Origin of the sequence: Streptomyces sp. NPDC013157 (assembly GCF_042899865.1) — a bacterium.
GTDB lineage: Bacteria > Actinomycetota > Actinomycetes > Streptomycetales > Streptomycetaceae > Streptomyces.
On the sequence record NZ_JBIBAK010000017.1, the window covers coordinates 56,441 to 77,343 of the forward strand.

Below are 20,903 nucleotides of genomic sequence, written 5' to 3' on the forward strand. Positions count from 1 at the left end.
CTCACAGGCTGTCTTACAGGGAGGTTCGTGGTGATGACCGGCTCGTACGGCCGGGGGCTGCTGCATCTGGCCGCCGCCGTGGATCAGGTCGGCGTGTTCGACGCGGAGCGCTATGTCGAGCTGGTGCGGCTGGCCGAGAGCGGGGGACTGGACTTCGTGACGCTCGACGACCGGTTCGGGTGGCCGGAGACCGACGCGCTCACCGTGCTGGCCCAGGTCGCCCCTGCCACCCGGCGGATCGGGCTGGTGCCGGTGACGACCGGTCCCGAGTCCGCCGTCGCCCACCTCGACCGGGTCAGCCGGGGCCGGGCCGGCCGGTGGAGCGAGGCTCCCGGACCCGCACCGGAGCAGCCGGTCCGGGTGGCCGACGCCACCGAGCCCGCCGCCCGGCAGGCCGCCGCCCGGTACGCGGACGTCGCCCTGGTGCGGGCCGCGAGCGCCGCGCAGGCCGCTGCCGTACGGGAGGAACTGCGGCAGCAGGCGGCGGAGTTCGGGCGGGAGCCGGAGGCCTTGCGGGTGCTGGTGAGTCTCGTGGTGGATCTGGGCGACGGGGAGCGCGCCGCCGAGCCGGGGCACGGTGGCGGCGGGCCCCGGCAGACCGTGCAGGGGCCGCTGTACCGGGGCGGCCCGGTGGATCTGGCGGAGCTGGTCGCCGGCTGGCACGGTGAGGGCGCCACCGACGGCTTCCACCTGGTCCCCGCCGAACCGCGCCGCGACCTGGAGCGGCTGGTCAACGGCACCGTGGCGCTCCTCCAGCACCGCGGTCTGTTCCGCACCTTCTACCCGGGCAGCACCCTGCGCGAGCACCTGGGCCTCGCCCGGCCCGCCGGGCAACTCGCGGCTCCGTGAAATACCTTGCGCATAGGAGAGACACGACATGAGTGACCACGAGGGCCACGGAAGGGCTGATCGTATGAACGCGGACGCGGCCGGGGACTGGAAGCGCTGGCACGAACACCGCGAGGAGACGGTGTCGGCGCCGTACGGGCCGCTCGCCCTGGTCGGCAGCCACTGGATCGAGGACCACCCGGACGGCAGGCTCCCGGCCGTCCCCGGCAGCTGGGCGGCCGACGGGGACGGCGTCGTGCTCACCGCGACGGCGGCCGACGGCCTCGCCCTGGACGGCGAGCCCTTCGCCGGCGAGGTCCGGCTCGCCGCCGACCCCGAACCGTCGGCCCGGGTCACGCTCGGCGCACGCCGGCTGGTCGTCCTGGTCCGCGAGGGCGTCTGGGGCATACGGGAGTACGACCCGGCCGCCGGGACCCGCCACGCCTTCCGGGGCATCGACGCCACCCCGTACGACCCGCGCTGGTCGGTGCCGGGGCGCTTCACGCCGTACGACGACGACCCGCGCACGGTCCGCGTCGGCACCGCGGACGGAGTGGAGCGCGCGCTCGTGCTCGCCGGGGAGCTCGGCTTCGCCGTGGCCGGCCAAGACCTGACGCTCCAGGTCGCCGAGCAGGCCGACGGCCGGCTGTGGGCGGTGTTCGCCGACACCACCAGCGGGGCCGGCAGCTTCCGGTTCAGGTTCCTCTATTCGGCCGCACCGGCCGCCGACGGCTCCACCACCGTCGACTTCAATCGGGCGCAGCTGCCGCAGTGCGCCTTCGCGGACCACTTCATCTGCCCGTTCCCGCCGCCGGGCAACACGCTGGACCTCGCGGTCGAGGCGGGCGAGCGGAAGCTCGCCTGAGGCATTCGACGGACATTCGACAGGGCGTCAACTCGCCCGGACCACGACAGGATCACACAAAGTCGGCATGGTTCGAACACGGTCGCACGGCCGAAAGGCACCCTTGCGGGTACCGGTCGTTCGCCCGAATACTCCCCCTCAGCGCTTGTCAGGGGCATTGCGTGTCCGAAATCCGGGCGCCGCCCACTGGCTGCGCCTCACGGGCCCCGACCCCACGCGGGCCCCCGACTTCCCCTGGGAGGGAACGAAAAGTGAGGATCAAGCGCACGACCCCCCGCAGCGGTATCACGAGACGGACCCGGCTGATCGCCGTGGGCACCGGCTTCCTGGCCGCGGCGGCGCTCGCCGTCCCCACCGCGAGCGCGAGTGACACCCACACCTTCAGCACCACCGAGCTGAAGGCCGTGAACAGCTCCGTCCTGAAGGCGGACGTCCCCGGCACCGCCTGGGCCGTGGACAGCAAGACCAACCGTGTCGTCGTCACCGTCGACTCCACGGTCTCCAAGGCCGAGATCGCCAAGATCAAGCGGCAGGCGGGCGTCAACTCCGGCGCGCTCACCATCAAGCACACCCCCGGCACCTTCAAGAAGCTGATCACCGGCGGCGACGCCATCTACGGCGGCGCCTACCGCTGCTCGCTCGGCTTCAACGTGCACAGCGGCAGCACGTACTACTTCCTGACCGCCGGGCACTGCGGCGAGGTGGCCTCGACCTGGTACAGCAACTCCGGTCACACCACGGTCCTGGGCACGAACGTCGGCTACAGCTTCCCGACGAACGACTTCGCGCTGGTGAAGTACACCAACACCTCGATCGCGCACCCGAGCGCGGTCGGCAGCCAGACCATCTCCAGCGCGGCCACGCCCAGCGTCGGGACGACGGTGTACCGCCGCGGTTCGACCACCGGCACGCACAGCGGCCGGGTCACCGCGCTCAACGCCACCGTCAACTACGGCAGTGGTGACATCGTCTACGGCATGATCCAGACCACGGTCTGCGCCGAGGGCGGCGACAGCGGCGGCCCGCTCTACGGCGGTTCCGTCGCCTACGGTCTGACCTCCGGCGGCAGCGGCGACTGCACCTCCGGCGGTACGACCTTCTTCCAGCCGGTCACCGAGGCGCTGAGCTACTACGGCGTGAGCGTCGGCTGACGACCCCTCGGATCGGCTTCCGGCCGGCTTCCGGCGAGCCCCCGTACGCAACCGGCGTACGGGGGCTCGCCCTTGTACGACCCCGGAGTTACCGTCGAAGGACCGTTGAAGTCAGTCACCCTCTGGGGGCCGGCATGGTCGAGGCGTTGGTGGCGGCCGGAGCCGCTCTCGTGTCCGTCGGAGCGGTCTACGCGCTGGCCGCGGCACGGGTCGTCAGACAGTACGAGCGAGGCGTGGTGTTCCGCCTCGGACGGCTGCGACCGGAGGTGCGCGAGCCCGGGTTCACCATGATCGTCCCGTTCGTGGACCGGCTCCAGAAGGTCAACATGCAGATCGTCACGATGCCGGTGCCCGCGCAGGAGGGCATCACCCGCGACAACGTGACCGTGCGCGTCGACGCGGTCGTCTACTTCAAGGTGACCGCGCCCGCCGAGGCGGTGGTCCGGGTCGAGGACTACCGGTTCGCGGTCTCGCAGATGGCGCAGACCTCGCTCAGGTCCATCATCGGCAAGAGCGAACTGGACGACCTGCTGTCGAATCGCGAGAAGCTCAACCAGGGCCTGGAGCTGATGATCGACAGCCCGGCCGTGGAGTGGGGCGTCACCATCGACCGCGTCGAGATCAAGGACGTCTCGCTGCCCGAGACCATGAAACGGTCCATGGCCCGGCAGGCCGAGGCGGACCGGGAGCGCCGGGCCCGCGTCATCAACGCCGACGCCGAACTGCAGGCATCCAAGAAGCTCGCGGAGGCGGCGAAGGAGATGTCGGAGCAGCCCGCCGCGCTCCAACTGCGCTTGCTGCAGACGGTGGTGGCGGTCGCCGCCGAGAAGAACTCGACGCTGGTGCTGCCGTTCCCGGTGGAGCTGCTGAGGTTCCTGGAGCGGGCCCAGCAGCAACTGCCCCCGGGGGGAGGGGCCGACGGTTCCGTCGGGTCGACGGGGGCGGATTCCGGCCAGGGGTAGCGGGGGGACTGCTGGGCGCGGACGTCACTGTCCGCCGTGCGTTGCTCACACGTGTTGTTTGCAGTGCGAATTCTCCGCGGGCGACCCCGGGCGACCCGGGGGCGACTGTGAACGGTCCGCACACGGGGGGCGCACAACATCCGCGCACACGAGACCTGCAGTCGACCTTGTGTGCTCCCTGTGGGGGTCGGAATAGTGGGCGGCCGTCAACCAGCCTTCCGGCTCCTGAGGTCCCCACAACCTTACGGGCCGACCCCCCACAGGAGGACATGAGTTGAAGCACCGACGCATACCCAGGCGCCGGGCGGCGCTCGCCGGCGCGGGTGTCGCAGCGCTGGCCGCCGCCGGAGTGACCTTCCAGAGTGCGAACGCGAGCGAGCCCGCCAGGACCGCCCTGCCCCAGATCCTGTCCGCCCCGGCGGCCGGAAAGCTCGCCTCGACGCTCACCGCCGACCTCGGCACCGACACGGCGGGCACCTACTACGACGCCCGGTCGAAGAACCTCGTCGTCAACGTGCTCGACGACACCGCGGCCAAGGCCGTCGAGGCGGCCGGGGCGAAGGCGAGACTCGTCGCCAACTCCCTCGCCGAACTCGACGGCGCACGCACCACCCTGAAGCAGGACGCGACCATCCCCGGCACCTCGTGGGCGACCGACCCGGTCGGCAACAAGGTCGTCGTCACCGCCGACAGGACGGTCACCGGGGCCGAACTGGCCAAACTCACCAAGGTCGTCGACGCACTCGGCGGCAAGGCCGAACTCCGGCACTCGAAGGGGGAGTACAAACCCTTCATCGCCGGCGGCGACGCCATCAGCGGGTCGGGCGGCCGCTGCTCGCTCGGCTTCAACGTGGTCAAGGACGGCGAGCCGTACTTCCTGACCGCCGGGCACTGCACCCAGGCCATCTCCACCTGGTCGGACTCCTCCGGGAACGTGATCGGCCAGAACGCCCGGTCCAGCTTCCCCGGCAACGACTTCGGCCTGGTCAAGTACACCTCGGACGTGGACCACCCGAGCGAGGTCGACCTCTACAACGGCTCCGCCCGGCAGATCACCGGCGCGGCCGAGGCCACCGTCGGCATGAAGGTGACCCGCAGCGGCTCCACCACCCAGGTCCACGACGGCACGGTCACCGGCCTCAACGCCACCGTGAACTACTCCGAGGGCACGGTCGGCGGACTCATCCGGACCGACGTGTGCGCCGAGCCCGGCGACAGCGGCGGCTCGCTCTTCTCCGGCAGCAACGCGATCGGCCTGACCTCCGGCGGCAGCGGCGACTGCACCTCCGGCGGGGAGACGTTCTTCCAGCCGGTGACGGAGGCGTTGTCGGCGACGGGGGCGCAGATCGGCTGACGGTTCCGGTATCCGGTTCGGCGACCTGCGCCGTATCCCGGCGAGGGCCTGCCCCCTTCGAGAGGGCAGGCCCTTCGTCGTGCACGTCGTCGCTGGCTCGCAGGGTGACCTGGTGTCAGCCGGCAACGGCCTGAGAGGCGAGGTAGCTGTGCATCGCGGCGACCAGCTCGCCCGGGTCGGTGCCGGCGGCCGTGCCTGCCCGCATCTCGGCGGCGATGCGGCCGAACGTAACGTCCTTGGGCCGGTCGCCGCGGTGGGGCGCGTCGATCGCGACGACCGCGGAACCCTCGGCGGCGTAGTGGCGTGCGCGGGACACGGTGTGGGGGGCGTCTAGTGCTGCCCGCCGCCGTGGCCCAGCAGAATCAGGGGGCGAGTACCGCAGGTTCCCTCCGGCGTCCACAGCACGCCGGTGATCTCGTCGAGGGTGAAGAACTGTTCGGTGACGCCGTCCGACGACGCCTGGGAAGTGAACCGCATCGGCGTTTCAAGGCTTTCGGAAGTGCCCTGTGCGGGCGCTCCCTGGACCATGCAGAGGAGGGAGCCCCGACCTGTCACAGCGTTGATCGGTCTCTCCTCCTCGAATGCGCAGTGGTGCACGGCGGCGCCGAAGTCGTCACGAAGAACGTCACCCGTGCCTCGTCAGTCCACATCACCCCGAGGCATGGGGAGAGGCGCCGCCTCCTGGCCTGGGACACTACGCCGGTCTGTCGGCGCAGGCGGTCAGTTCGCCATGGTGGCCGGACGTACGGCTTCCGGTCCGAAGCGTCGTCGGGCACGGTCCGCGGCGGCTTCGGCGGCGCGGGCGCGGGCGTCGCCGGGGTCCAGGGAAAGCTGGCGGTAGGCCCGGTCGGCTGGCAGCAGGTCGTCCGCGCGGATCACGAAGGCGCGCACCCTCGCTCGCTGCAGGCCGAGACCGGTCAGCAGACCCAGTGCGGTCGCGGCGAGGGAGGGTGAGTGGTTGCTGGGTTCCGGCAGTGTGCGCGTGCGGGTGGTCGAGCTGCGGTCGGCGTACCGCACCGTGAGGGTGAGCCGGCTCGCGATCTGACCTTCGCCGCGCAGCCGTTGACCGACCTGGTCGGCAAGTCCCAGTACCGCGCGGTGGTGTTGGGCGGGGTCGAGGCAGTCCCGTTCCAGGACGAGGTCGGCGATCTGGTGCGCCGCGGGTTCCGTGGGGACGACCGGACGGGGGTCGTGGCCGCGGGCGCGTTCGGTCAATAGCCGGGCCTGGCCTGCGCCGAGGAGCCGTTGCAGGGTCGCCGAGGGCAGGTCGGCGATCTGGCCGATGGTGTGCAGACCGTATCGGCGAAGTGTGTCTGCCATGGCACGTCCGATCCCCGGCAGCGCGGTGACCGGGCGGGGGTACAGCCATTCGGCGACCCGCTCGGCGGGGACCCAGGTGGTCGCGCCGGGCGCGGCGGCGTCGGCGGCCATCGCCGCCAGCATGCGGTTGCCCGCGAGCCCGGCGCTGCTGTCGACGCCGTAGAGGGCCTTCAGTTTGAGCTTCGCCAGCTGGACCACGTCGTAGGGGGACAGGTCGAAGTACCGAAGCGCCGACGTCAGATCCAGTTGGACGGCGTTGGGCGGGATGGCCTGCACATGAGGCGTGATATCGGACATCAGTTCGATTATGTCGGCGTACTGAGCCTCGGTCAGTGCCGCGTGCAGGTGCAGGTGGGCGATGTGCCGCTGCCGTGTACTCATCCCGCTCATCCCGCTCATCCCGCGCTCCCGGGGCTTCGGTGGCCGAACTTCTTCAGGTCGGCCGAGCGGGTGCCGGCGGGCTGGAGGTCGGCGTACGGATGCAGCCGTGCGCCCGCGGTGCCGTCGACCAGGGTGCGCTGCGGCTGGGCGGGCGTCGGGTGCGCGCGGCTTCGGCCGAGCAGAGCGAGGGCGGCCTCGGGGCCGCTGTCCCGGCGGGCCGCGGCGATCTCGTCCAGGTCCCAGGCCATGGAGCCGACGACGGTACGACGGGTACCGCGCACCTGGACCGTGCCCCGGACCAAGAGCAGCCCGCTGTGGAAGACCGTGTACGCGCACGCCGGATGGGAGTCCTCGAAGAAGGCCAGGTCGACCAGGCCCGCCCCGTCCTCCAGCGTGACGAAGATGATCCGCTTGCCGCTCGCGATCGGCGGCGTCTGGGTCGAGGCCCGGACCCCGGCCACGAGGACCTGCTGACCCGCCCGCAGTCCGGCCAGGTGCGCCGCGTCGGTCGCGCCGATCTCGCGCAGCAACCGGTGGTGGTGTTCCATCAGGTGCCGGGAGACGTCGATGCCGAGGGTGCTCAGCTCGGCGCTCAGGGCCTCGCGGCCGGTCATCTCCGGCAGGCCGCTCGGCTCCGTCCCGCCGACGGCGCCCGCTTCGATGGGCAGTTGTCCCGCACCCGCGGACCGGGTGCGGGACTGCCGGTGCAACTCGGCGATCTGGAGCAGCAGATCACGCCGGGTGAGCCGGCCGTCGTGCAGAGAGCTCAGCGCACCGATCTCGGCGAGGTGTTCGGCGATCGGTCTGCTGGGGTGTGCCCGCTGCCAGAAGTCCGACAGCGATCCGTACGGTTGCCCTTCCTCGATCCGCGCACACTCCGCCTCGCTGATGCCGTGCACCGCGGAGAGAGCGAGGCGTACGCCCCACTGGTCGCCGTCGGTCTTCTCCACGGTGTGCCGCACGCGGGAGTTGTTGACGTCGACGGGCAGAACGGGAACCCCGCCCCGGCGGGCGTCGGCGACCAGGACCCGCTTGGGCCACATCCCGGGGTCGTGTTCGAGCAGGCCGGCCAGCAGGAACGCCGGGTAGTGCGCCTTGAGCCAGGCGCTCTGCAGGGCGGGTACGGCGAAGGCGACCGCGTGGGCGCGGCAGAAGCCGTACGCGCCGAAGGCCTCGACGGTCTTCCACACCTCGTCCCGTACGGCCGCGCTGTAGCCGCGCGCACCGGCCCGCTCGTGGAACCAGTTCCTGATCCTGGGCAGTCGTTCCTTGTCGCCGAGCGCCCGCCGGGTGATCTCCCCGAAGGCCCGGTCGCAGCCGGTCAGCACCCGCAGCGTCTCGATGATCTGCTCGTGCCAGATGGTCACGCCGTAGGTGTCGGCGAGCACCGGCTCCAGGTCCGGGTGGGCGTAGGCGGGTGCGCCGCCGTGGCGGGCGGCGATGTACCGCTCGGGCATGCCACCGGCGACCGGGCCGGGACGGAAGAGGCTGATGTCGGCGATGACGTCCTGGACGTCGCGCGGCTGGAGCCGGGACAGGAGGTCCTGCTGGCCGGGCGACTCCAGCTGGAACAGGCCCAGGGTCTGGCTGGCCTGGATGAGCTTGAAGGCGAAGGCGTCGTCGAGCGGCACCTGCCGGGGGTTGTCGAGATCGATGTGGTTGCCGGTGGTCCGTTCGATTTCGGTGACGGCGTGGGCCATCGCGGACTGCATCCGGACGCCCAGGACGTCGAGTTTGATGTTGCCCAGCGCCTCGATCTCCTCCTTCGCGGCCATGGCCATGGGGTAGTCGCCCTGCGGGGTGGGCTGCACCGGCAGCCGGTCCAGGAGGGTGGCGTCGCTGATGACCACTCCGCAGGGGTGCATGGCCATGCCGTGGACCAGGGAGTCGAGGCCCTCGGCGAGCTCCCACAGCGGGCCGTAGCGGTGTGCCTCGGCGGCCAGCTGCCGTAGCTCGGGCAGTTCGGCGAGGGCACCGGTGATGTCGCAGGCGCGCAGGTGCGGGAAGCTCTTGGCGATCCGGTCCACGTCGGCGGGCGGGATGCCGAGGGCGAGGCCGGTGTCGCGCAGGGCGCGGCGGGCGCGGTAGGTCTCGGGCATGGCGGTGACGGCCACCCGCTCCTTCCCGAAGCGTTCGAAGATCGTGTCGTAGCACTCCAGGCGGCGGGCGGACTCCACGTCGATGTCGATGTCGGGCAGCGAGGCCCTGCGCACGCTGAGGAAGCGTTCGAACAGCAGGCTGTGGTCGAGCGGGTTGGCGGTGGCGATGTCCAGGGCGTGGCAGACCAGGGAGCCGGCGCCGGAGCCGCGGGCCGCGACCCGGATGCCCTTGGCCCGGATGTCGGCGACGACCTGCGCGACGGCGAGGAAGTACGCGTCGTAGTTCCAGTGGGAGATGACGGCGAGTTCCTCGTCCAGCCGGGCGAGCGCCTCGCGGTCGCGGTCGAGGCCGCGCCGGACCAGGCCGGCCTCACTGCGCAGGCGGAGCAGCCGGGCCGCGCCGTCGGCCCCGGGCTCGGCGCCGAAGAGTGCCGGTTCGGGGAGGTGCGGGGTGCCGAGGCCGAGGTCGGCCGCCGGATCCACGGTGCAGGCGGCCGCGGTGCCCGCGGTGTCGGCCATCAGCCGGTGGGCCCGGTGGGGGCCTGTTCCGGCGCAGTCAGTGATCATGCGGGCGACGGCCGCCATCCCCCTTTCGTCCCTGAGCCAACGCTGCCCGCTGTCCAGCCGGCGCCGGTCGATCGGCCGCAGCAGCCGGGCGGCGTCCAGGACGTCGGCGAGGCGGTGCTGGTCGGGGTCGGCGTAGCGGACGGCGTTGGAGAGCACGGCGGTGGTGCCGGTGCGGTCGGCCAGGGCGAGGGTGCGGGCGGCCAGGCGCAGGGATCCCGGGCCGGTGCCGGAACGTTTCTGCGCGACGGCTTCCAATCGAACATCCCTTCCGAAGATCTCCTGCCAGGGTGCGAGCAGCTTCACCGCGACGTCCTCCCGGCCCACCGACAGCGCCCGTACCGGCTCCGAGAGCGGCCCGAGCAGCACGGTCAGGCCGGGGCCGCCGTGCTCGCGCAGCGCCTCCCATGGCACCACCGGGGGTGTGCCGGACACGGCGCCGACGTGGGCGGCCGACGTGATCCGGCACAGCCGGGCCCAGCCCTCCCGGTCCTGGGCGAGCAGCGCGAACCGCAACGGCGGCTCGATCACGTGCGCGCCGCCGCGCGCCGGGGTGCGGCGCCGCTGGACCGGCGGCGGGGGTGCCAGGGCCGCCACCGCGAGGTCGATACCGAAGACCGGTTTGACCCCGCCCTTCAGGCAGGCCTGCGCGAATCGAACAGTCCCGGTGACCGTGTCCCGGTCGGTGAGTGCGAGGGTCGTCATGCCGCGCTCGGCCGCCCGCTGGACGAGCTGCTCGGGGTGGGAGGCGCCGTAGCGGGCGGAGTAACCGGACGCGACGTGCAGATGGGCGAAGCCCGTCATGCCGCACCTCCATCACTCCACCCCTTTTCAGCCATACGCCCGATATGTTCATCGTACTCTCGTTCGATTACTCTAACCCCATCAACCCCGGTCAGCGACTCTTAATCGAACATGCGAACGATTCCTCGAGGGGCGGGTGACGCCCGAAACAGGCATCGCCCGGTCAGTTCCCTGACCGGGCGATGCAGTTGGAGGGAATCGCCTCCGCGGCGTGTCTCGCGCTGCAGGGATTCGGCGATTCGAGATGGGTGGACAGGGCCCACGCGTGAGCGCGGCGCTCGGGGGGATCGTGGCTCTCAGGGGGTGTGCCGGCCGCCTGGCGGCCGTTCCGGCGGGGTTCGTGCCGCGGGTGTCGCCGCCATGAACTGCGCGCCGGCCCGGCAGGACGGGCCCACGGGTGGGATCGTCGGCCCCGGTACGTCAGTTGGCCCACGGCGGCACGATCCTGCTGCCGTCGGCCAGCTCGGCCTCCAGGCCGACGGACGTGGTGACCCAGGAGAGCGCGGTGTGGTCGGTCGGGTTCTCGACGGTGAGGGTGGCGCCGGGGTTGACGATGACGGTGTCGCCGGCCCGGACGCGCTCGGTGCGGCCGTCGACGGTGATCAGGAGCTCGCCGACGAGCAGGTGGAAGATCTCCTCCCGGTTGACGGTGTGGGCGGGCGCCCTGGTCCCGGCCGGTATCTCCCCTCGCCAGGCGCAGAGTTCCTTGCTGCCGGTGCGGGGAGTGGCGTAGGAGACGAAGCGGGCGCCGTGGATCTCGTGGGTGGTGGCCTCGGCGGAGCGGACGACGGGCATGGGTACCTCCTGGCGAAGTGGTCAAGTAGCTTGACTATATGGTCAAGCGGCTTGACCGATCCGTCAAGGGTGTTTCAATGCCTCCGTGCAGAACTCCGAGGCCATGGCCCTGTCCGCAGCCCTGCTCGCCGCAGCCGGTGAGCTGACCCAGCGCATCAACGACGGGGTCGTCGCCCGCGGCTTCGACGGGATGAGGCCCGCCCACGGCTTCGCCTTCTCGCGGCTCGCCCCGGACGGGGCCACCGTCACCGAACTCGCCGCGCATCTCGGGGTGACCAAGCAGGCGGCGAGCCAGCTCGTCGATGAAATCGTGCGCAAGGGGTATGCCGAGCGCCGGCCGCACCCCGGGGACGCGCGGGCGCGGCTGATCGTGCTCACCGGGCGGGGGTGGGCGTGCACGCGGGCCGCGGAGGAGGCGGCCGCGGAGGTCGTGCGGGGCTGGGGTGATGTGCTGGGGGAGGAGGGGGTGCGCGTGTTGTGGCACTCTTTGGCCCGTATCGCCCCCTATGGTCCCCTCAGGCCCATCTGGTGACACCCCGTCAGGTGAGTTGCGCGCGACCGGTTACTCGGAAGTTTTACCGACGCGTAACTTCACGCTTTCACTACTCGCCCGTAACTTGATGGGTGAACAGCATCCTTCGTGATCCGGATCACAGGGCGTAAGGCCGTCGTACCTCCCTTGAGCCGCAAGGAGATCACCCGATGCTGCCCTGGAAACGAGTGCTCAGACCCCTCACCGCGCTGCTCCTCGCCGCCGCCGTCGCCACCGTTCCCGCCGCCACCGCCCACGCCTCCAGCGCCCCCACCACCGGCTGGAACGACTACTCCTGCCGCCCCTCCGCCGCCCACCCCCGCCCGGTGATCCTGGTCCACGGCACCCTCGGCAACTCCGTCGACAACTGGCTCTCCCTCGCCCCGTATTTGGAGGACCGCGGCTACTGCGTCTTCTCCCTCGACTACGGCCAGCTGTCCGGCGTCCCCGTGTTCTACGGACTCGGCCCCATCGACAAGTCGGCAGAGCAACTCTCCGCCTTCGTAGACAAAGTGCTCGCCGCGACCGGCGCCGCCAAGGCCGACCTCGTCGGCCACTCCCAGGGCGGCATGATGCCCCGCTACTACCTGAAGTTCCTCGGCGGCTCCGCCAAGGTGAACGCCCTCGTCGGCCTCGCCCCCGACAACCACGGCGCCACCCTCAGCGGCCTCACCAACCTGCTGCCGTACTTCCCCGGCGCCTCGGACCTGATCAAGGCCACCACCCCAGGCCTCGCCGACCAGATCCCGGGCTCCGACTTCCTCACCAAGCTCAACGCGGGCGGCGACACCGTCCCCGGGGTGCACTACACGGTCATCGCCACCAAGTACGACGAGGTGGCCACGCCCTGGCAGAGCCAGTACCTGAGCGGCTCCGACGTCCACAACGTCCTGCTCCAGGACCTCTGCTCGCTCGACCTCTCCGAGCACGTGGCGATCGGGCTCTTCGACCGGATCGCGTTCCACGAGGTGGCCAACGCGCTCGACCCGGCCCACGCCACCGCCACCACCTGTGCGTCGGCGTTCAGCTGAGCCTTCGCCCAACTGAACGCCGCCGGGGCCTGTCCGGCCTGAGCCGCCGGTCAGGCCCCGGAGCCATGAGGGATCAGCGCCGCGGCGCCCGCCGCCGAACCGACAGGAGGAGCGCGCTGGAGCCCAGCGCCAGAGCGGCCGCCCCGCCGATCGCGAGGTACGGCGCGGAGCCGTCGCCGCCGGTCGCGGCGAGTGTCGTCTCCGTACTTCCGGCGGGCTCGGGCGCGTTGGCCTCCGTGGCCGGTGCCGCCGAGGTGCTCGCGTCGTCGTCGCCGTGACCGCCGTGCCCGATCGTCGACCTGCCGGCACCGGCCGCGATCTGCTCGTCGGTGGGGGTGGAGGCGGTCGGGGCCGGGGAGGCGGTCGTGGCCGTACCTGTGTGGGCTTTGTCACCGCCCCCGAAGTCGACGTCCGAGCAGGAGTAGAAGGCCTCCGGGCTGTCCGAGCGCTGCCAGATCGCGTACAGCAGCTGGCGGCCGGTGCGCTCGGGGAGGGTGCCGGAGAACGTGTAGAAGCCGCCGGCGGCAACCGGGTCGGTGGCCGTCGCCACCGGGTGGTCGAGGTCCAGGTCCGCCCAGGCCGGCGGCTTGGCCGGGTCGTAACCGGCCTTGGTGAGGTACACCTTGAAGGTGCCCTTGTGCGGCGCGGTCACCCGGTACCTGAAGGTGTACGACCCGCTGCTCACGTTGGTCGCCGGCCAGTCGGCGCGGGCCAGGTCGAGACCCTTGAACTCGTCGTTGCCCGCGCTGCACAGCTTCCCGTCCGGGATCAGCGCCTGGTGCCGGCCGTTCGCGTCGCCGATGCGGATGCCGTTCCAGTCGTAGAGGGCCTGCGTGCCGCCGGCCGCGACCGCCGCCTTGCACGCGTCCGACGTCGGGCTCTCCGGGTTCTCCGCGTAACACTGGGCGACCCGGCTGACCGGGTCGCCCATCGTGCCGTGCGCGGACGCCGGCGCGGCGGCGAGCGTGACCGCACCCACGCCGAGCGCGACGGCGACGGCGATCTGACGGCGTGTTGCGAGCATGCGGAGACTCCTCGGAACGGTCCTCGGGGCGGGCTCGGTCCCGCCTGCCGGATCCCGTGGGGGCGATCAGAAAGCTAGCCCCAAGAAACCGTGAAATCGCCTGCTGGGAGCGGGCGACGGAGATCCTTATGGTCGCCTTAAGGGAGTGTTCGGACTGCGCTGAGGTAGCCAGCGTTCACGCCATGACGAACGACGAGATCCGGCCCGCCCGGCCCGCCGACGTACCGGCCGTGAAGGCCGTGACCGACATGGCGTACCACCACTACATCGCGCGGATCGGGGTGGTGCCGCAGCCCATGGAGGCGGACCACATGGCGAACGTGGCAGCGGGCCGGGTGGTCGTCGTCGGAGAGCCGGTGACCGGGCTCGTCGTCATCGAGGCCCACGACGACCACCTGTTCCTCGACAGCATCGCCGTCCACCCCGACGCGCACGGCACGGGGGTGGGACGGCGGCTGCTGGAGTTCGTGGACGCACGCGCGCGTGCGCTCGGCCTGCCCGAGGTCAGGCTCTACACGAACGCGTCGATGTGGGAGAACCAGAAGATCTGCCCGAAGTACGGGTACGAAGTCGGCGAGCGGCGTGCGGACGGGCCCTACGACCGTATCCACTACCGCAAGCGGCTGGACTGAAGGGCGTGGGGGCGCATGTCAGCCGTCCGGCCACCAGGTGCGTGCGATGTCCTTGCGCACCTCGGGGCGGCCGGCGGGGCGCTCGTCGGCCTCCTCGCGGATCCGGCGGCTGTCCGTCCTCTTCAGGGGCTTCTGCACAGTTGTGCGGCGCATGGCTGCCTCCTTCAGTGTCTACCGAGTTCCGCGTTGTCACGGAGGTAGACGCTTTCGGTGAGAGTTCCTCATCGATGCCGGTCTGTCAGTGGTCGCTGTCACACGGATCGAGTGTCAGTGGTGGGTGTCACGCTGGGGGCATGAGGAATGAAAGTGATCGGACGGTTGCGGTGAGTGTCGACTGGGATGCCGAGGCGGCCCGGTTCGACGAGGAGCCGGATCACGGCCTCGGCGCCCCCGAGGTCCGGGCGGCCTGGGCGGCGCGGCTGAGGGCGTGGCTGCCCGAGCGCCCCGCCGACCTCCTCGACCTCGGCTGCGGCACCGGCAGCCTGGCCCTCCTCGCCGCCGAGCAGGGCCATCGCGTCACCGGGGTCGACAGCTCCCCGGCGATGGTGGAGCGGGCCCGCGCCAAGCTGGCCGGCCGTGACGCGGTGTTCCTGCCCGGCGACGCGGCGGCGCCGCCGGTGGGCGAGCGGCTCTTCGACGTCCTTCTCGTACGGCATGTGCTGTGGGCGCTGCCCGACCCCGCGCGCGTGCTGCGGCACTGGCGGGCCCTGCTGCGGCCCGGAGGGCGGTTCGTGCTGGTGGAGGGGGTGTGGGGGACCGTGACCCCGGTCGGCATACCCGCCGACCGGCTCGCCGCCCTCCTCGCGCCGCTCGCCGCGGACGTGCGCGTGGAGCCGCTGTCGGCGCAGGCGGTGCTGTGGGGCAAGGAGGTGGACGACGAGCGGTACGCGGTGGTGGCGACGGTGTGAGGGGTGTCGGGGGCTTCAGGACAGCAGGGCGGTGAAATCCGGCTTCCGGGCCAGGTTCTCCAGCGTGTCCAGCGCGGCCTCGGCCGCCGCCGCGGCCTCCGGGTCCCGCTCCGCCAGCCCGCTCTCGGCGAACTCGTCCTCGTCCAGGCGGCGTACGTCCGTGCCGTCGGCGGAACGCCACAGGTCCAGGTCGAGGTCCTCGACGACCAGCCGGCCGCCGCTGAGCGTCGCCGGACGGGTGACGTCGCAGTACCAGCCCTTCAGCGTGCCGTCGGCGGCGCGGACCTCCTTCACCGCGTACCAGCGGTCCCGCCAGTAGAACTCGGTGAAGACGTCGCCCTGTTCGAAGCGGACGAAGCCGAAGTCGCGCGGCGTGTCGCCGGCCCAGGGGGCACGCACGGCGATCCGGGTACCGTCGTCGTGCAGCAGCTCGGCGGGGTAACGGATCTTCGTACGGCCCGCCTTGACCAGCTCGACGTCCACCGTGCCGGTCGGCTCAGCCGAGTTCACGGACATACCTGACCTCCGTCGCGCAGATTTCGTACCCGAACCACTTGTTGATCGCCAGCATCGGGCCGTTGCCGCTGTCGTTGCCCGTCAACGCCTGGGTGAAGCCGGCGGCGCGGGCACGGTGCAGTGAGTCGTTCTTGGCGAGCTTGGCCAGCCCCCGGCCGCGGAAGGCGCGGGCGGTGCCGGTCATGACGGTGCCGTACCGGGTGCCGCCGTCGGTGCGGGCCGCGCTGAAGGCCGCGGGGCGGCCGTCGACCAGGACGACCGACGACAGCTCATGGCTGAGCAGCGGGTGCCGCCAGGTCTCGTCCAGCCAGGCCTCGTAGTCGGCGAACTCGAAGCCGATGTCGCTCGGTTCGTCCAGCAGCGTCTCCGCGTCGAGGTCGAAGAGCGGACGGGGGTCGTCGGCGAAGTCGGCGGCGGTGCGCAGCTCCACACCGGGCGGGGGAGTCCGCAGCGGGGGCAGCTCGCCGTGCGCGAGGTCGAGACGGAGGAAGTGGGCCGAGCGGCTCGCGGTGTAGCCGCGGCGCTCGGCGAAGGCACGGTTGGCCGGGGCGTCCAGCACCCAGGCGTACGACGTGCTCGCGCCCACCGCCGACAGGTGCGCCTCCGCCGTACGGACCAGGAGGGCGCCGGCGCCCCGGCCGGTGCGCTCCGGATGCACGTACACGTTGGCGAAGCCCTGGCCCGGCTCCGTGCTCTCGTGAGCGAGGCCGACCTGGGCGGTGCCGATCACCTCGCCGTCCTCCTCCGCGACCAGCTGGCGGAAGCGGGCGTCGGGGTGGGCGTGCGTGAGGTCGTGGACCAGCGACTCCGGGGTGTGCAGCATGAAGGGGAGGGCGAGCTGCCGGACCCGGGCGAAGCCCTCGGCGTCGGACCGGACGTCCGGGCGCAGGTCGCGCACGATCACTGTCATGGGGCGCACGCTATGCGGGACGTGTGCGGGATGCCTCTCATTTTCCGGCGGGTACGGGAGAATCGGGCCGTGACCTTGAAGATCCACATCGATGACAGCGCGCCGCCGTACGAGCAGGTGCGGGCGCAGATCTCCGAGCAGGCGCGGGGCGGGGTGCTGCCGGTGGGATACCGGCTGCCGACGGTGCGGGGGCTGGCCGAGTCGCTGGGCCTGGCGGTGAACACCGTGGCCAAGGCGTACCGGGCCCTGGAGACCGACGGGGTGATCGAGACGCGGGGGCGCAACGGCACGTTCGTCGCGGCGGCGGGGTCGGCGGCGGAGCGGGAAGCGGCGGTCGCCGCGCAGGCCTATGCCGACCGGGTCCGGCGACTCGGGCTGGCCGAGGAGGAGGCGCTGTCCGCGGTGCGGGATGCGGTGCGGGCGGCGTACGGGGCGAGCTGAGGCCGGCTCGGCACCGCCGAAATCCGCCGTCGCGGCTGATCACCGCCGCGGCGGAAGAAAAAGAGCGGAGGGAGGGGCCGGGTTGGTGGGGTGGGGTGAGTCGGCGGAAGGGACCGAGGCGGCGGGAAACCCTGAGGTGGTGGGGAAGTCCGATGATGGTTGCCTGTGGTCCTTCTCCTCCGTCGGCTCTCTTTCTCCGCCGCAACGGCGATCAGCCACGGCGGTGAGATCCGGCGGTGCCGTACTTTGCTCGGCCCCGAAGTGGCAAGCGCGGCGTCAGCCGCTCGTGCTCAGCTCCGGCGTCCTGGTCGCCGTCAGCCCCGCCCGTTCCGCCGCCCTCCCGAACGCCACCGCGTCCCGCACCGCCGCCCCGCCCGGGTCGTTGTTGAAGTACGTGTAGACGTCGGCCTTCCTGGGGTACGCCGTGGCGATGCGGTCGACCCACGTCTCCAGGGAGCGGCGGCCGTAGCGGGGCCAGGGCTGGGCCCGGCCCTCGTGGAAGCGGACGTAGGCCCAGTCGGCGGTGCGCCAGAGCGGGGTCATGGGGCGGGCCTGGATGTCGGCCCAGCACAGGGCCGCGCCCCGGGACTCCAGGACCTCCCGGGTCTCCCGCGTCCACCAGGAGTCGTGGCGGGGTTCCACCGCCACCCTCGTACCGCGCGGGAAGCACGACAGACAGGCGTCCAGCAGGGGCGGGTCCGCCCTGAGCGTCGGCGGGAGCTGGAGCAGGACCGGGCCCAGCCGGTCGCCGAGGCCCGCCGCGTGGGTCATCAGGCGGTCGACCGGCTCCTCGGGGTCCTTGAGCCGTTTGATGTGCGAGAGGTAGCGGCTCGCCTTGACCGCGATCACGAAGTCCGGCGGGACCCGGTCCCGCCAGGACTCGAAGTTCTCGCGGCTCGGGAGGCGGTAGAACGCGTTGTTCAGCTCGACCGTCGTGAAGTGCCGTGCGTACTCCTCCAGCCACGAGCGCAGGGGCACGTCGGCCGGGTACAGGACGTTCCGCCAGTCCTTGTACTGCCAGCCCGAGGTTCCGATGAACAGGGGCATACCCCCATCAAAGCACTACAGGTACAGCCCCGCGTCCGTGCCCTCCCGCGCCCCCGGCACCGACGTCGGCGCCGTGCCCCGGCGCAGTGCGTACAGCTCCGCCAGGGTCGCCCCGTCCCGGCCCACACCCTCCTCCGCGCCCAGCCAGTTCACCGCCTCGCGGTGGGTCAGCGGGCCCACCTCGATCCGGGCCAGGCAGCGGCCGGGGCGGACCACCGCGGGGTGCAGCCGCTCCAGGTCCTCGTTGGTGGTGACGCCGACCAGGACGTTGCGGCCCTGGCCGAGCAGACCGTCGGTGAGGTTCAGCAGCCGGGACAGCGCCTGCCCGGCCGTGTGCTTGGCCTCGCCGCGGATCAGTTCGTCGCAGTCCTCGAGCAGCAGGAGCCGCCAGCGGCCCTTGCCGGCGCCGTCCTCCTCGCCGATCGCGATGTCCATCAGATAGCCGACGTCGGAGAAGAGCCGCTCCGGGTCGAGGACGCAGTCCACCTGGCACCAGTCCCGCCAGGAACGGGCGAGGGTGCGCAGCGCGGAGGTCTTGCCGGTGCCGGGCGGTCCGTGCAGGAGGAGCAGACGGCCCGCGATGTCCTCGGGCGTCGTCTTCATCAGGTGGTCCATCGCATCCGCGACCGGCGCCGTGTAGTTGGCGCGGACCTCGTCCCAGGTGCCCGCGGAGATCTGCCGGGTGGTGCGGTGCGGGCCACGGCGCGGGGAGACGTACCAGAAGCCCATGGTCACGTTCTCCGGCTGCGGTTCCGGTTCGTCGGCCGCGCCGTCCGTCGCCTCGTTGAGCACCTTGGCGGCCAGCTCGGCGGTGGTGGCGGTGACGGTGACGTCGGCACCCCGGTTCCAGCGGGAGACGAGGAGGGTCCAGCCGTCGCCCTCCGCGAGGGTCGCGCTGCGGTCGTCGTCGCGGGCCACCCGCAGCACCCGCGCCTCCTTCGGCAGCAGGGTCGCCCCGGAACGCACCCGGTCGATGTTGGCCGCGTGCGAGTACGGCTGCTCGCCCGTCGCGAAGCGGCCGAGGAACAGCGCGTCGACGACATCGGACGGGGAGTCGGAGTCGTCGACGTTGAGCCGGATCGGCAGCGTCTCGTGCGGCTTGGCAGACATGCCGCCATGATCCGTCACCGGGGCCCGCAGCGCACCCGTTTTCCGAAGTGGGAGGGGAGTGTCGGGTGTGCACCGAGCTTCCGGAGTATTCCGAAATGGTCACGCACGCAGCCCCCGGGTGCTCGCGCCCTGTTACACGGCTGTCGATCCCCGATACCTGCCCCCGGGGCGATTTCCGCCGTTAAAGTTGTCCTTGATGGGACGTCATGGGTGGAATTCGGGGGCTCGGCGGTGGCGGCTCACCGCCCTGCTCGGGGTGGGTGTGGCCGTGCTCGCCCTGATCGTGACACTGGTCAACACACTTCCCGGGGGCGGCGCCGGCACCGCGGGGACGACCCGCGACGGCGACAAGGTGCACGGCACCCCCGCCACCCCGCCGGAGACCACCGGGCCGTCCGTGGGCTGGGGCTTCACCCACACCCAGTACAGCGCCGACGAGGGCAGCACGACCGCCACCGAGCGGGTCGAGGACCGGCTCTCCCAGGACGCCGGCATGCCGCAGGACCAGGCCATCATGGGCTGGGGCGCCGACAACCCCGAGCCGGTGAAGGGGCGTTACGACTTCGGCGCACTGGACCGGCGCGTCGACTTCATGCGCAGGTCGGGCGGCACCCCCGTGATCACCCTGTGCTGCTCCCCGGACTGGATGAAGGGCGGCAGGGCCGGGGTGGACAACACCGACTGGAGCCAGGCCGCCCTGGAGACCGCGCCCACCCCCGACCACTACCAGGACTACGCCGATCTCGCCGCGACCGTCGCGAGGCGCTATCCGGACGTACGGCACTTCATCGTCTGGAACGAGTTCAAGGGTTTCTGGAACAACGCGAAGGGCCGCTGGGACTACGAGGGCTACACCGAGCTCTACAACCTCGTCTACAAGGCGTTGAAGGCGGTGAACAAGGACATCATGGTCGGCGGGCCCTACCTCGTCATGGACAGCTTCGACCCGCGTCAGACCGAGAACGCCTCCGCCACCCTCAAGGGCTCGTGGGGCGTCATGGACCAGCGGGTCGTCGACGCCTTCGACTACTGGAACACCCACAAGGCGGGCGCCGACTTCGTGGTCGTCGACGGGTCCAGCTACACCAACGACGACGACATGCTGCCGGACGAGTTCGCCGCCACGGAGAAACTGACCTACGTCAGCGAGTGGGTGCGCAAGCAGACGCACGACCTGCCGCTGTGGTGGGCCGAGTACTACGTCGAGCCCGCCGACGGCCAGGACCGGCGCGACGGCTGGACCGAGGACCACCGGGTCGCCGTCCAGGCCGCCGGCATGATCGCCCTGGTCAGGGGCGGCGCCGACTCCGGCTTCTACTGGAACCCGGAGGACGAGAAGGGCGGCGACTGCGCCGGCTGCCTGTGGACGACGACCGACAGCGCGAACGGCGGGCGGGCACTGCCCCTGTACGACCTGGTGGCACGGTTCGGGAAGGCGTTCCCGCCGGGGACCAGGTACGAGACGGTCTCCGTCGCCCAGGACGACGTGCCCAACGTCCGCGTCCTCGCCAGTGACAGGACGGTCCTGGTGGTCAACACCCTCGACCGGGCGATCAGCGCGCAGGTGGACGGGAAGCGGTTCGGGATGAAGGCCTACGAGGTGAAGTGGCTCACCAGGTGAACCGGTTG

General features: G+C 71.6%; 22 protein-coding genes. 11 read left to right on the forward strand and 11 right to left on the reverse strand.

The window, feature by feature from the left end:
* Nucleotides 1–33 precede the first annotated feature (33 nt).
* The 5 genes from ACFY6U_RS38930 to ACFY6U_RS38950 all read left to right on the forward strand — a co-directional run bounded on the left by ACFY6U_RS38930 (nucleotide 34) and on the right by ACFY6U_RS38950 (nucleotide 5,160).
* On the forward strand, nucleotides 34–849 hold the full coding sequence (locus ACFY6U_RS38930; protein WP_390046018.1) for an LLM class flavin-dependent oxidoreductase: 816 nt from the start codon (nucleotides 34–36) through the stop codon (nucleotides 847–849).
* 28 nt (nucleotides 850–877) lie between these two features.
* Nucleotides 878–1,693, forward strand: coding sequence for a DUF1684 domain-containing protein (locus tag ACFY6U_RS38935; RefSeq protein WP_390046019.1), 816 nt, complete (start codon nucleotides 878–880; stop codon nucleotides 1,691–1,693).
* A 251-nt stretch (nucleotides 1,694–1,944) separates the two neighbouring features.
* On the forward strand, nucleotides 1,945–2,844 hold the full coding sequence (locus ACFY6U_RS38940; RefSeq protein ID WP_351488354.1) for a S1 family peptidase: 900 nt from the start codon (nucleotides 1,945–1,947) through the stop codon (nucleotides 2,842–2,844).
* A 134-nt stretch (nucleotides 2,845–2,978) separates the two neighbouring features.
* Complete coding sequence (locus ACFY6U_RS38945; protein WP_390046021.1) at nucleotides 2,979–3,806, forward strand: slipin family protein; 828 nt, start codon at nucleotides 2,979–2,981, stop codon at nucleotides 3,804–3,806.
* A gap of 274 nt (nucleotides 3,807–4,080) precedes the next feature.
* Nucleotides 4,081–5,160 (forward strand): S1 family peptidase, encoded by a 1,080-nt coding sequence (locus ACFY6U_RS38950; RefSeq protein WP_390046023.1) that lies wholly within the window; start codon nucleotides 4,081–4,083, stop codon nucleotides 5,158–5,160.
* A 115-nt stretch (nucleotides 5,161–5,275) separates the two neighbouring features.
* On the opposite strand, the gene ACFY6U_RS38955 is transcribed toward ACFY6U_RS38950, so the two are convergent.
* The 5 genes from ACFY6U_RS38955 to ACFY6U_RS38975 all read right to left on the reverse strand — a co-directional run bounded on the left by ACFY6U_RS38955 (nucleotide 5,276) and on the right by ACFY6U_RS38975 (nucleotide 11,123).
* The gene (locus ACFY6U_RS38955) at nucleotides 5,276–5,476 is read right to left on the reverse strand and encodes a hypothetical protein (RefSeq protein WP_390046025.1); all 201 of its coding nucleotides are present in this window, start codon (nucleotides 5,474–5,476) and stop codon (nucleotides 5,276–5,278) included.
* Between the two features lie 14 nt (nucleotides 5,477–5,490).
* Nucleotides 5,491–5,637 carry a hypothetical protein gene (locus ACFY6U_RS38960; protein ID WP_390046027.1) on the reverse strand — a complete coding sequence of 49 codons (147 nt, stop codon included), beginning with the start codon at nucleotides 5,635–5,637 and terminating at the stop codon, nucleotides 5,491–5,493.
* Nucleotides 5,638–5,880: 243 nt separating this feature from the next.
* Complete coding sequence (locus ACFY6U_RS38965) at nucleotides 5,881–6,861, reverse strand: ImpB/MucB/SamB family protein (protein WP_390046028.1); 981 nt, start codon at nucleotides 6,859–6,861, stop codon at nucleotides 5,881–5,883.
* Between the two features lie 14 nt (nucleotides 6,862–6,875).
* Complete coding sequence (locus tag ACFY6U_RS38970; RefSeq protein ID WP_390046029.1) at nucleotides 6,876–10,328, reverse strand: DNA polymerase III subunit alpha; 3,453 nt, start codon at nucleotides 10,326–10,328, stop codon at nucleotides 6,876–6,878.
* Nucleotides 10,329–10,748: 420 nt separating this feature from the next.
* Nucleotides 10,749–11,123: a cupin domain-containing protein gene (locus ACFY6U_RS38975; RefSeq protein WP_390046031.1), complete on the reverse strand. Its 375-nt coding sequence runs from the start codon at nucleotides 11,121–11,123 to the stop codon at nucleotides 10,749–10,751.
* An 85-nt stretch (nucleotides 11,124–11,208) separates the two neighbouring features.
* On the opposite strand from ACFY6U_RS38975, the gene ACFY6U_RS38980 reads away from it, so the two are divergent.
* Together ACFY6U_RS38980 and ACFY6U_RS38985 are read left to right on the forward strand one after the other, a co-directional pair.
* Nucleotides 11,209–11,655 carry a MarR family winged helix-turn-helix transcriptional regulator gene (locus ACFY6U_RS38980; protein WP_390046032.1) on the forward strand — a complete coding sequence of 149 codons (447 nt, stop codon included), beginning with the start codon at nucleotides 11,209–11,211 and terminating at the stop codon, nucleotides 11,653–11,655.
* A 170-nt stretch (nucleotides 11,656–11,825) separates the two neighbouring features.
* Nucleotides 11,826–12,686 (forward strand): esterase/lipase family protein, encoded by an 861-nt coding sequence (locus tag ACFY6U_RS38985; RefSeq protein ID WP_390046034.1) that lies wholly within the window; start codon nucleotides 11,826–11,828, stop codon nucleotides 12,684–12,686.
* Between the two features lie 73 nt (nucleotides 12,687–12,759).
* On the opposite strand, the gene ACFY6U_RS38990 is transcribed toward ACFY6U_RS38985, so the two are convergent.
* Nucleotides 12,760–13,710 carry a lytic polysaccharide monooxygenase gene (locus tag ACFY6U_RS38990; protein WP_390046036.1) on the reverse strand — a complete coding sequence of 317 codons (951 nt, stop codon included), beginning with the start codon at nucleotides 13,708–13,710 and terminating at the stop codon, nucleotides 12,760–12,762.
* A gap of 182 nt (nucleotides 13,711–13,892) precedes the next feature.
* Between ACFY6U_RS38990 and ACFY6U_RS38995 the strand changes: the two genes are divergently transcribed.
* Nucleotides 13,893–14,342 (forward strand): GNAT family N-acetyltransferase, encoded by a 450-nt coding sequence (locus ACFY6U_RS38995; protein WP_390046038.1) that lies wholly within the window; start codon nucleotides 13,893–13,895, stop codon nucleotides 14,340–14,342.
* Between the two features lie 18 nt (nucleotides 14,343–14,360).
* Here ACFY6U_RS38995 and ACFY6U_RS39000 read toward each other — a convergent pair whose 3' ends face one another.
* On the reverse strand, nucleotides 14,361–14,495 hold the full coding sequence (locus ACFY6U_RS39000) for a hypothetical protein (RefSeq protein ID WP_089102986.1): 135 nt from the start codon (nucleotides 14,493–14,495) through the stop codon (nucleotides 14,361–14,363).
* Between the two features lie 140 nt (nucleotides 14,496–14,635).
* On the opposite strand from ACFY6U_RS39000, the gene ACFY6U_RS39005 reads away from it, so the two are divergent.
* Nucleotides 14,636–15,250 (forward strand): class I SAM-dependent methyltransferase, encoded by a 615-nt coding sequence (locus tag ACFY6U_RS39005; RefSeq protein WP_390046040.1) that lies wholly within the window; start codon nucleotides 14,636–14,638, stop codon nucleotides 15,248–15,250.
* Between the two features lie 15 nt (nucleotides 15,251–15,265).
* Here ACFY6U_RS39005 and ACFY6U_RS39010 read toward each other — a convergent pair whose 3' ends face one another.
* Nucleotides 15,266–15,766 carry a DUF402 domain-containing protein gene (locus tag ACFY6U_RS39010; protein WP_390046042.1) on the reverse strand — a complete coding sequence of 167 codons (501 nt, stop codon included), beginning with the start codon at nucleotides 15,764–15,766 and terminating at the stop codon, nucleotides 15,266–15,268.
* Nucleotides 15,747–16,676 carry a GNAT family N-acetyltransferase gene (locus ACFY6U_RS39015; protein ID WP_390046044.1) on the reverse strand — a complete coding sequence of 310 codons (930 nt, stop codon included), beginning with the start codon at nucleotides 16,674–16,676 and terminating at the stop codon, nucleotides 15,747–15,749. The genes ACFY6U_RS39010 and ACFY6U_RS39015 overlap by 20 nt, the downstream gene beginning before the upstream one ends.
* 69 nt (nucleotides 16,677–16,745) lie before the next feature.
* On the opposite strand from ACFY6U_RS39015, the gene ACFY6U_RS39020 reads away from it, so the two are divergent.
* On the forward strand, nucleotides 16,746–17,117 hold the full coding sequence (locus ACFY6U_RS39020; RefSeq protein WP_390046046.1) for a GntR family transcriptional regulator: 372 nt from the start codon (nucleotides 16,746–16,748) through the stop codon (nucleotides 17,115–17,117).
* Nucleotides 17,118–17,393: 276 nt separating this feature from the next.
* Here the strand turns inward: ACFY6U_RS39020 and ACFY6U_RS39025 are convergent, their stop codons facing one another.
* Together ACFY6U_RS39025 and ACFY6U_RS39030 are read right to left on the reverse strand one after the other, a co-directional pair.
* Nucleotides 17,394–18,164, reverse strand: a complete 771-nt coding sequence (locus tag ACFY6U_RS39025) for a DUF72 domain-containing protein (protein ID WP_390046048.1) — start codon at nucleotides 18,162–18,164, stop codon at nucleotides 17,394–17,396.
* 15 nt (nucleotides 18,165–18,179) lie between these two features.
* On the reverse strand, nucleotides 18,180–19,274 hold the full coding sequence (locus ACFY6U_RS39030; RefSeq protein ID WP_390046050.1) for a DUF5925 domain-containing protein: 1,095 nt from the start codon (nucleotides 19,272–19,274) through the stop codon (nucleotides 18,180–18,182).
* Between the two features lie 196 nt (nucleotides 19,275–19,470).
* Here ACFY6U_RS39030 and ACFY6U_RS39035 point away from each other — a divergent pair, with 196 nt between their 5' ends.
* Entirely contained in the window at nucleotides 19,471–20,895 is a 1,425-nt protein-coding gene (locus ACFY6U_RS39035; protein WP_390046052.1) for a xylan 1,4-beta-xylosidase, read from the forward strand.
* Nucleotides 20,896–20,903 lie beyond the last annotated feature (8 nt).

Coding starts and splice junctions, on each gene's coding strand:
- ACFY6U_RS38930 (WP_390046018.1), top strand. CDS start 34: ATGACCGGCTCGTACGGCCGGGGGCTGCTGCATCTGGCCGCCGCCGTG.
- ACFY6U_RS38935 (WP_390046019.1), top strand. CDS start 878: ATGAGTGACCACGAGGGCCACGGAAGGGCTGATCGTATGAACGCGGAC.
- ACFY6U_RS38945 (WP_390046021.1), top strand. CDS start 2,979: ATGGTCGAGGCGTTGGTGGCGGCCGGAGCCGCTCTCGTGTCCGTCGGA.
- ACFY6U_RS38960 (WP_390046027.1), bottom strand. CDS start 5,637: ATGCGGTTCACTTCCCAGGCGTCGTCGGACGGCGTCACCGAACAGTTC.
- ACFY6U_RS38965 (WP_390046028.1), bottom strand. CDS start 6,861: ATGAGTACACGGCAGCGGCACATCGCCCACCTGCACCTGCACGCGGCA.
- ACFY6U_RS38970 (WP_390046029.1), bottom strand. CDS start 10,328: ATGACGGGCTTCGCCCATCTGCACGTCGCGTCCGGTTACTCCGCCCGC.
- ACFY6U_RS38975 (WP_390046031.1), bottom strand. CDS start 11,123: ATGCCCGTCGTCCGCTCCGCCGAGGCCACCACCCACGAGATCCACGGC.
- ACFY6U_RS38985 (WP_390046034.1), top strand. CDS start 11,826: ATGCTGCCCTGGAAACGAGTGCTCAGACCCCTCACCGCGCTGCTCCTC.
- ACFY6U_RS38990 (WP_390046036.1), bottom strand. CDS start 13,710: ATGCTCGCAACACGCCGTCAGATCGCCGTCGCCGTCGCGCTCGGCGTG.
- ACFY6U_RS38995 (WP_390046038.1), top strand. CDS start 13,893: ATGACGAACGACGAGATCCGGCCCGCCCGGCCCGCCGACGTACCGGCC.
- ACFY6U_RS39000 (WP_089102986.1), bottom strand. CDS start 14,495: ATGCGCCGCACAACTGTGCAGAAGCCCCTGAAGAGGACGGACAGCCGC.
- ACFY6U_RS39005 (WP_390046040.1), top strand. CDS start 14,636: ATGAGGAATGAAAGTGATCGGACGGTTGCGGTGAGTGTCGACTGGGAT.
- ACFY6U_RS39010 (WP_390046042.1), bottom strand. CDS start 15,766: ATGTCCGTGAACTCGGCTGAGCCGACCGGCACGGTGGACGTCGAGCTG.
- ACFY6U_RS39015 (WP_390046044.1), bottom strand. CDS start 16,676: ATGACAGTGATCGTGCGCGACCTGCGCCCGGACGTCCGGTCCGACGCC.
- ACFY6U_RS39025 (WP_390046048.1), bottom strand. CDS start 18,164: ATGCCCCTGTTCATCGGAACCTCGGGCTGGCAGTACAAGGACTGGCGG.
- ACFY6U_RS39030 (WP_390046050.1), bottom strand. CDS start 19,274: ATGTCTGCCAAGCCGCACGAGACGCTGCCGATCCGGCTCAACGTCGAC.
- ACFY6U_RS39035 (WP_390046052.1), top strand. CDS start 19,471: ATGGGACGTCATGGGTGGAATTCGGGGGCTCGGCGGTGGCGGCTCACC.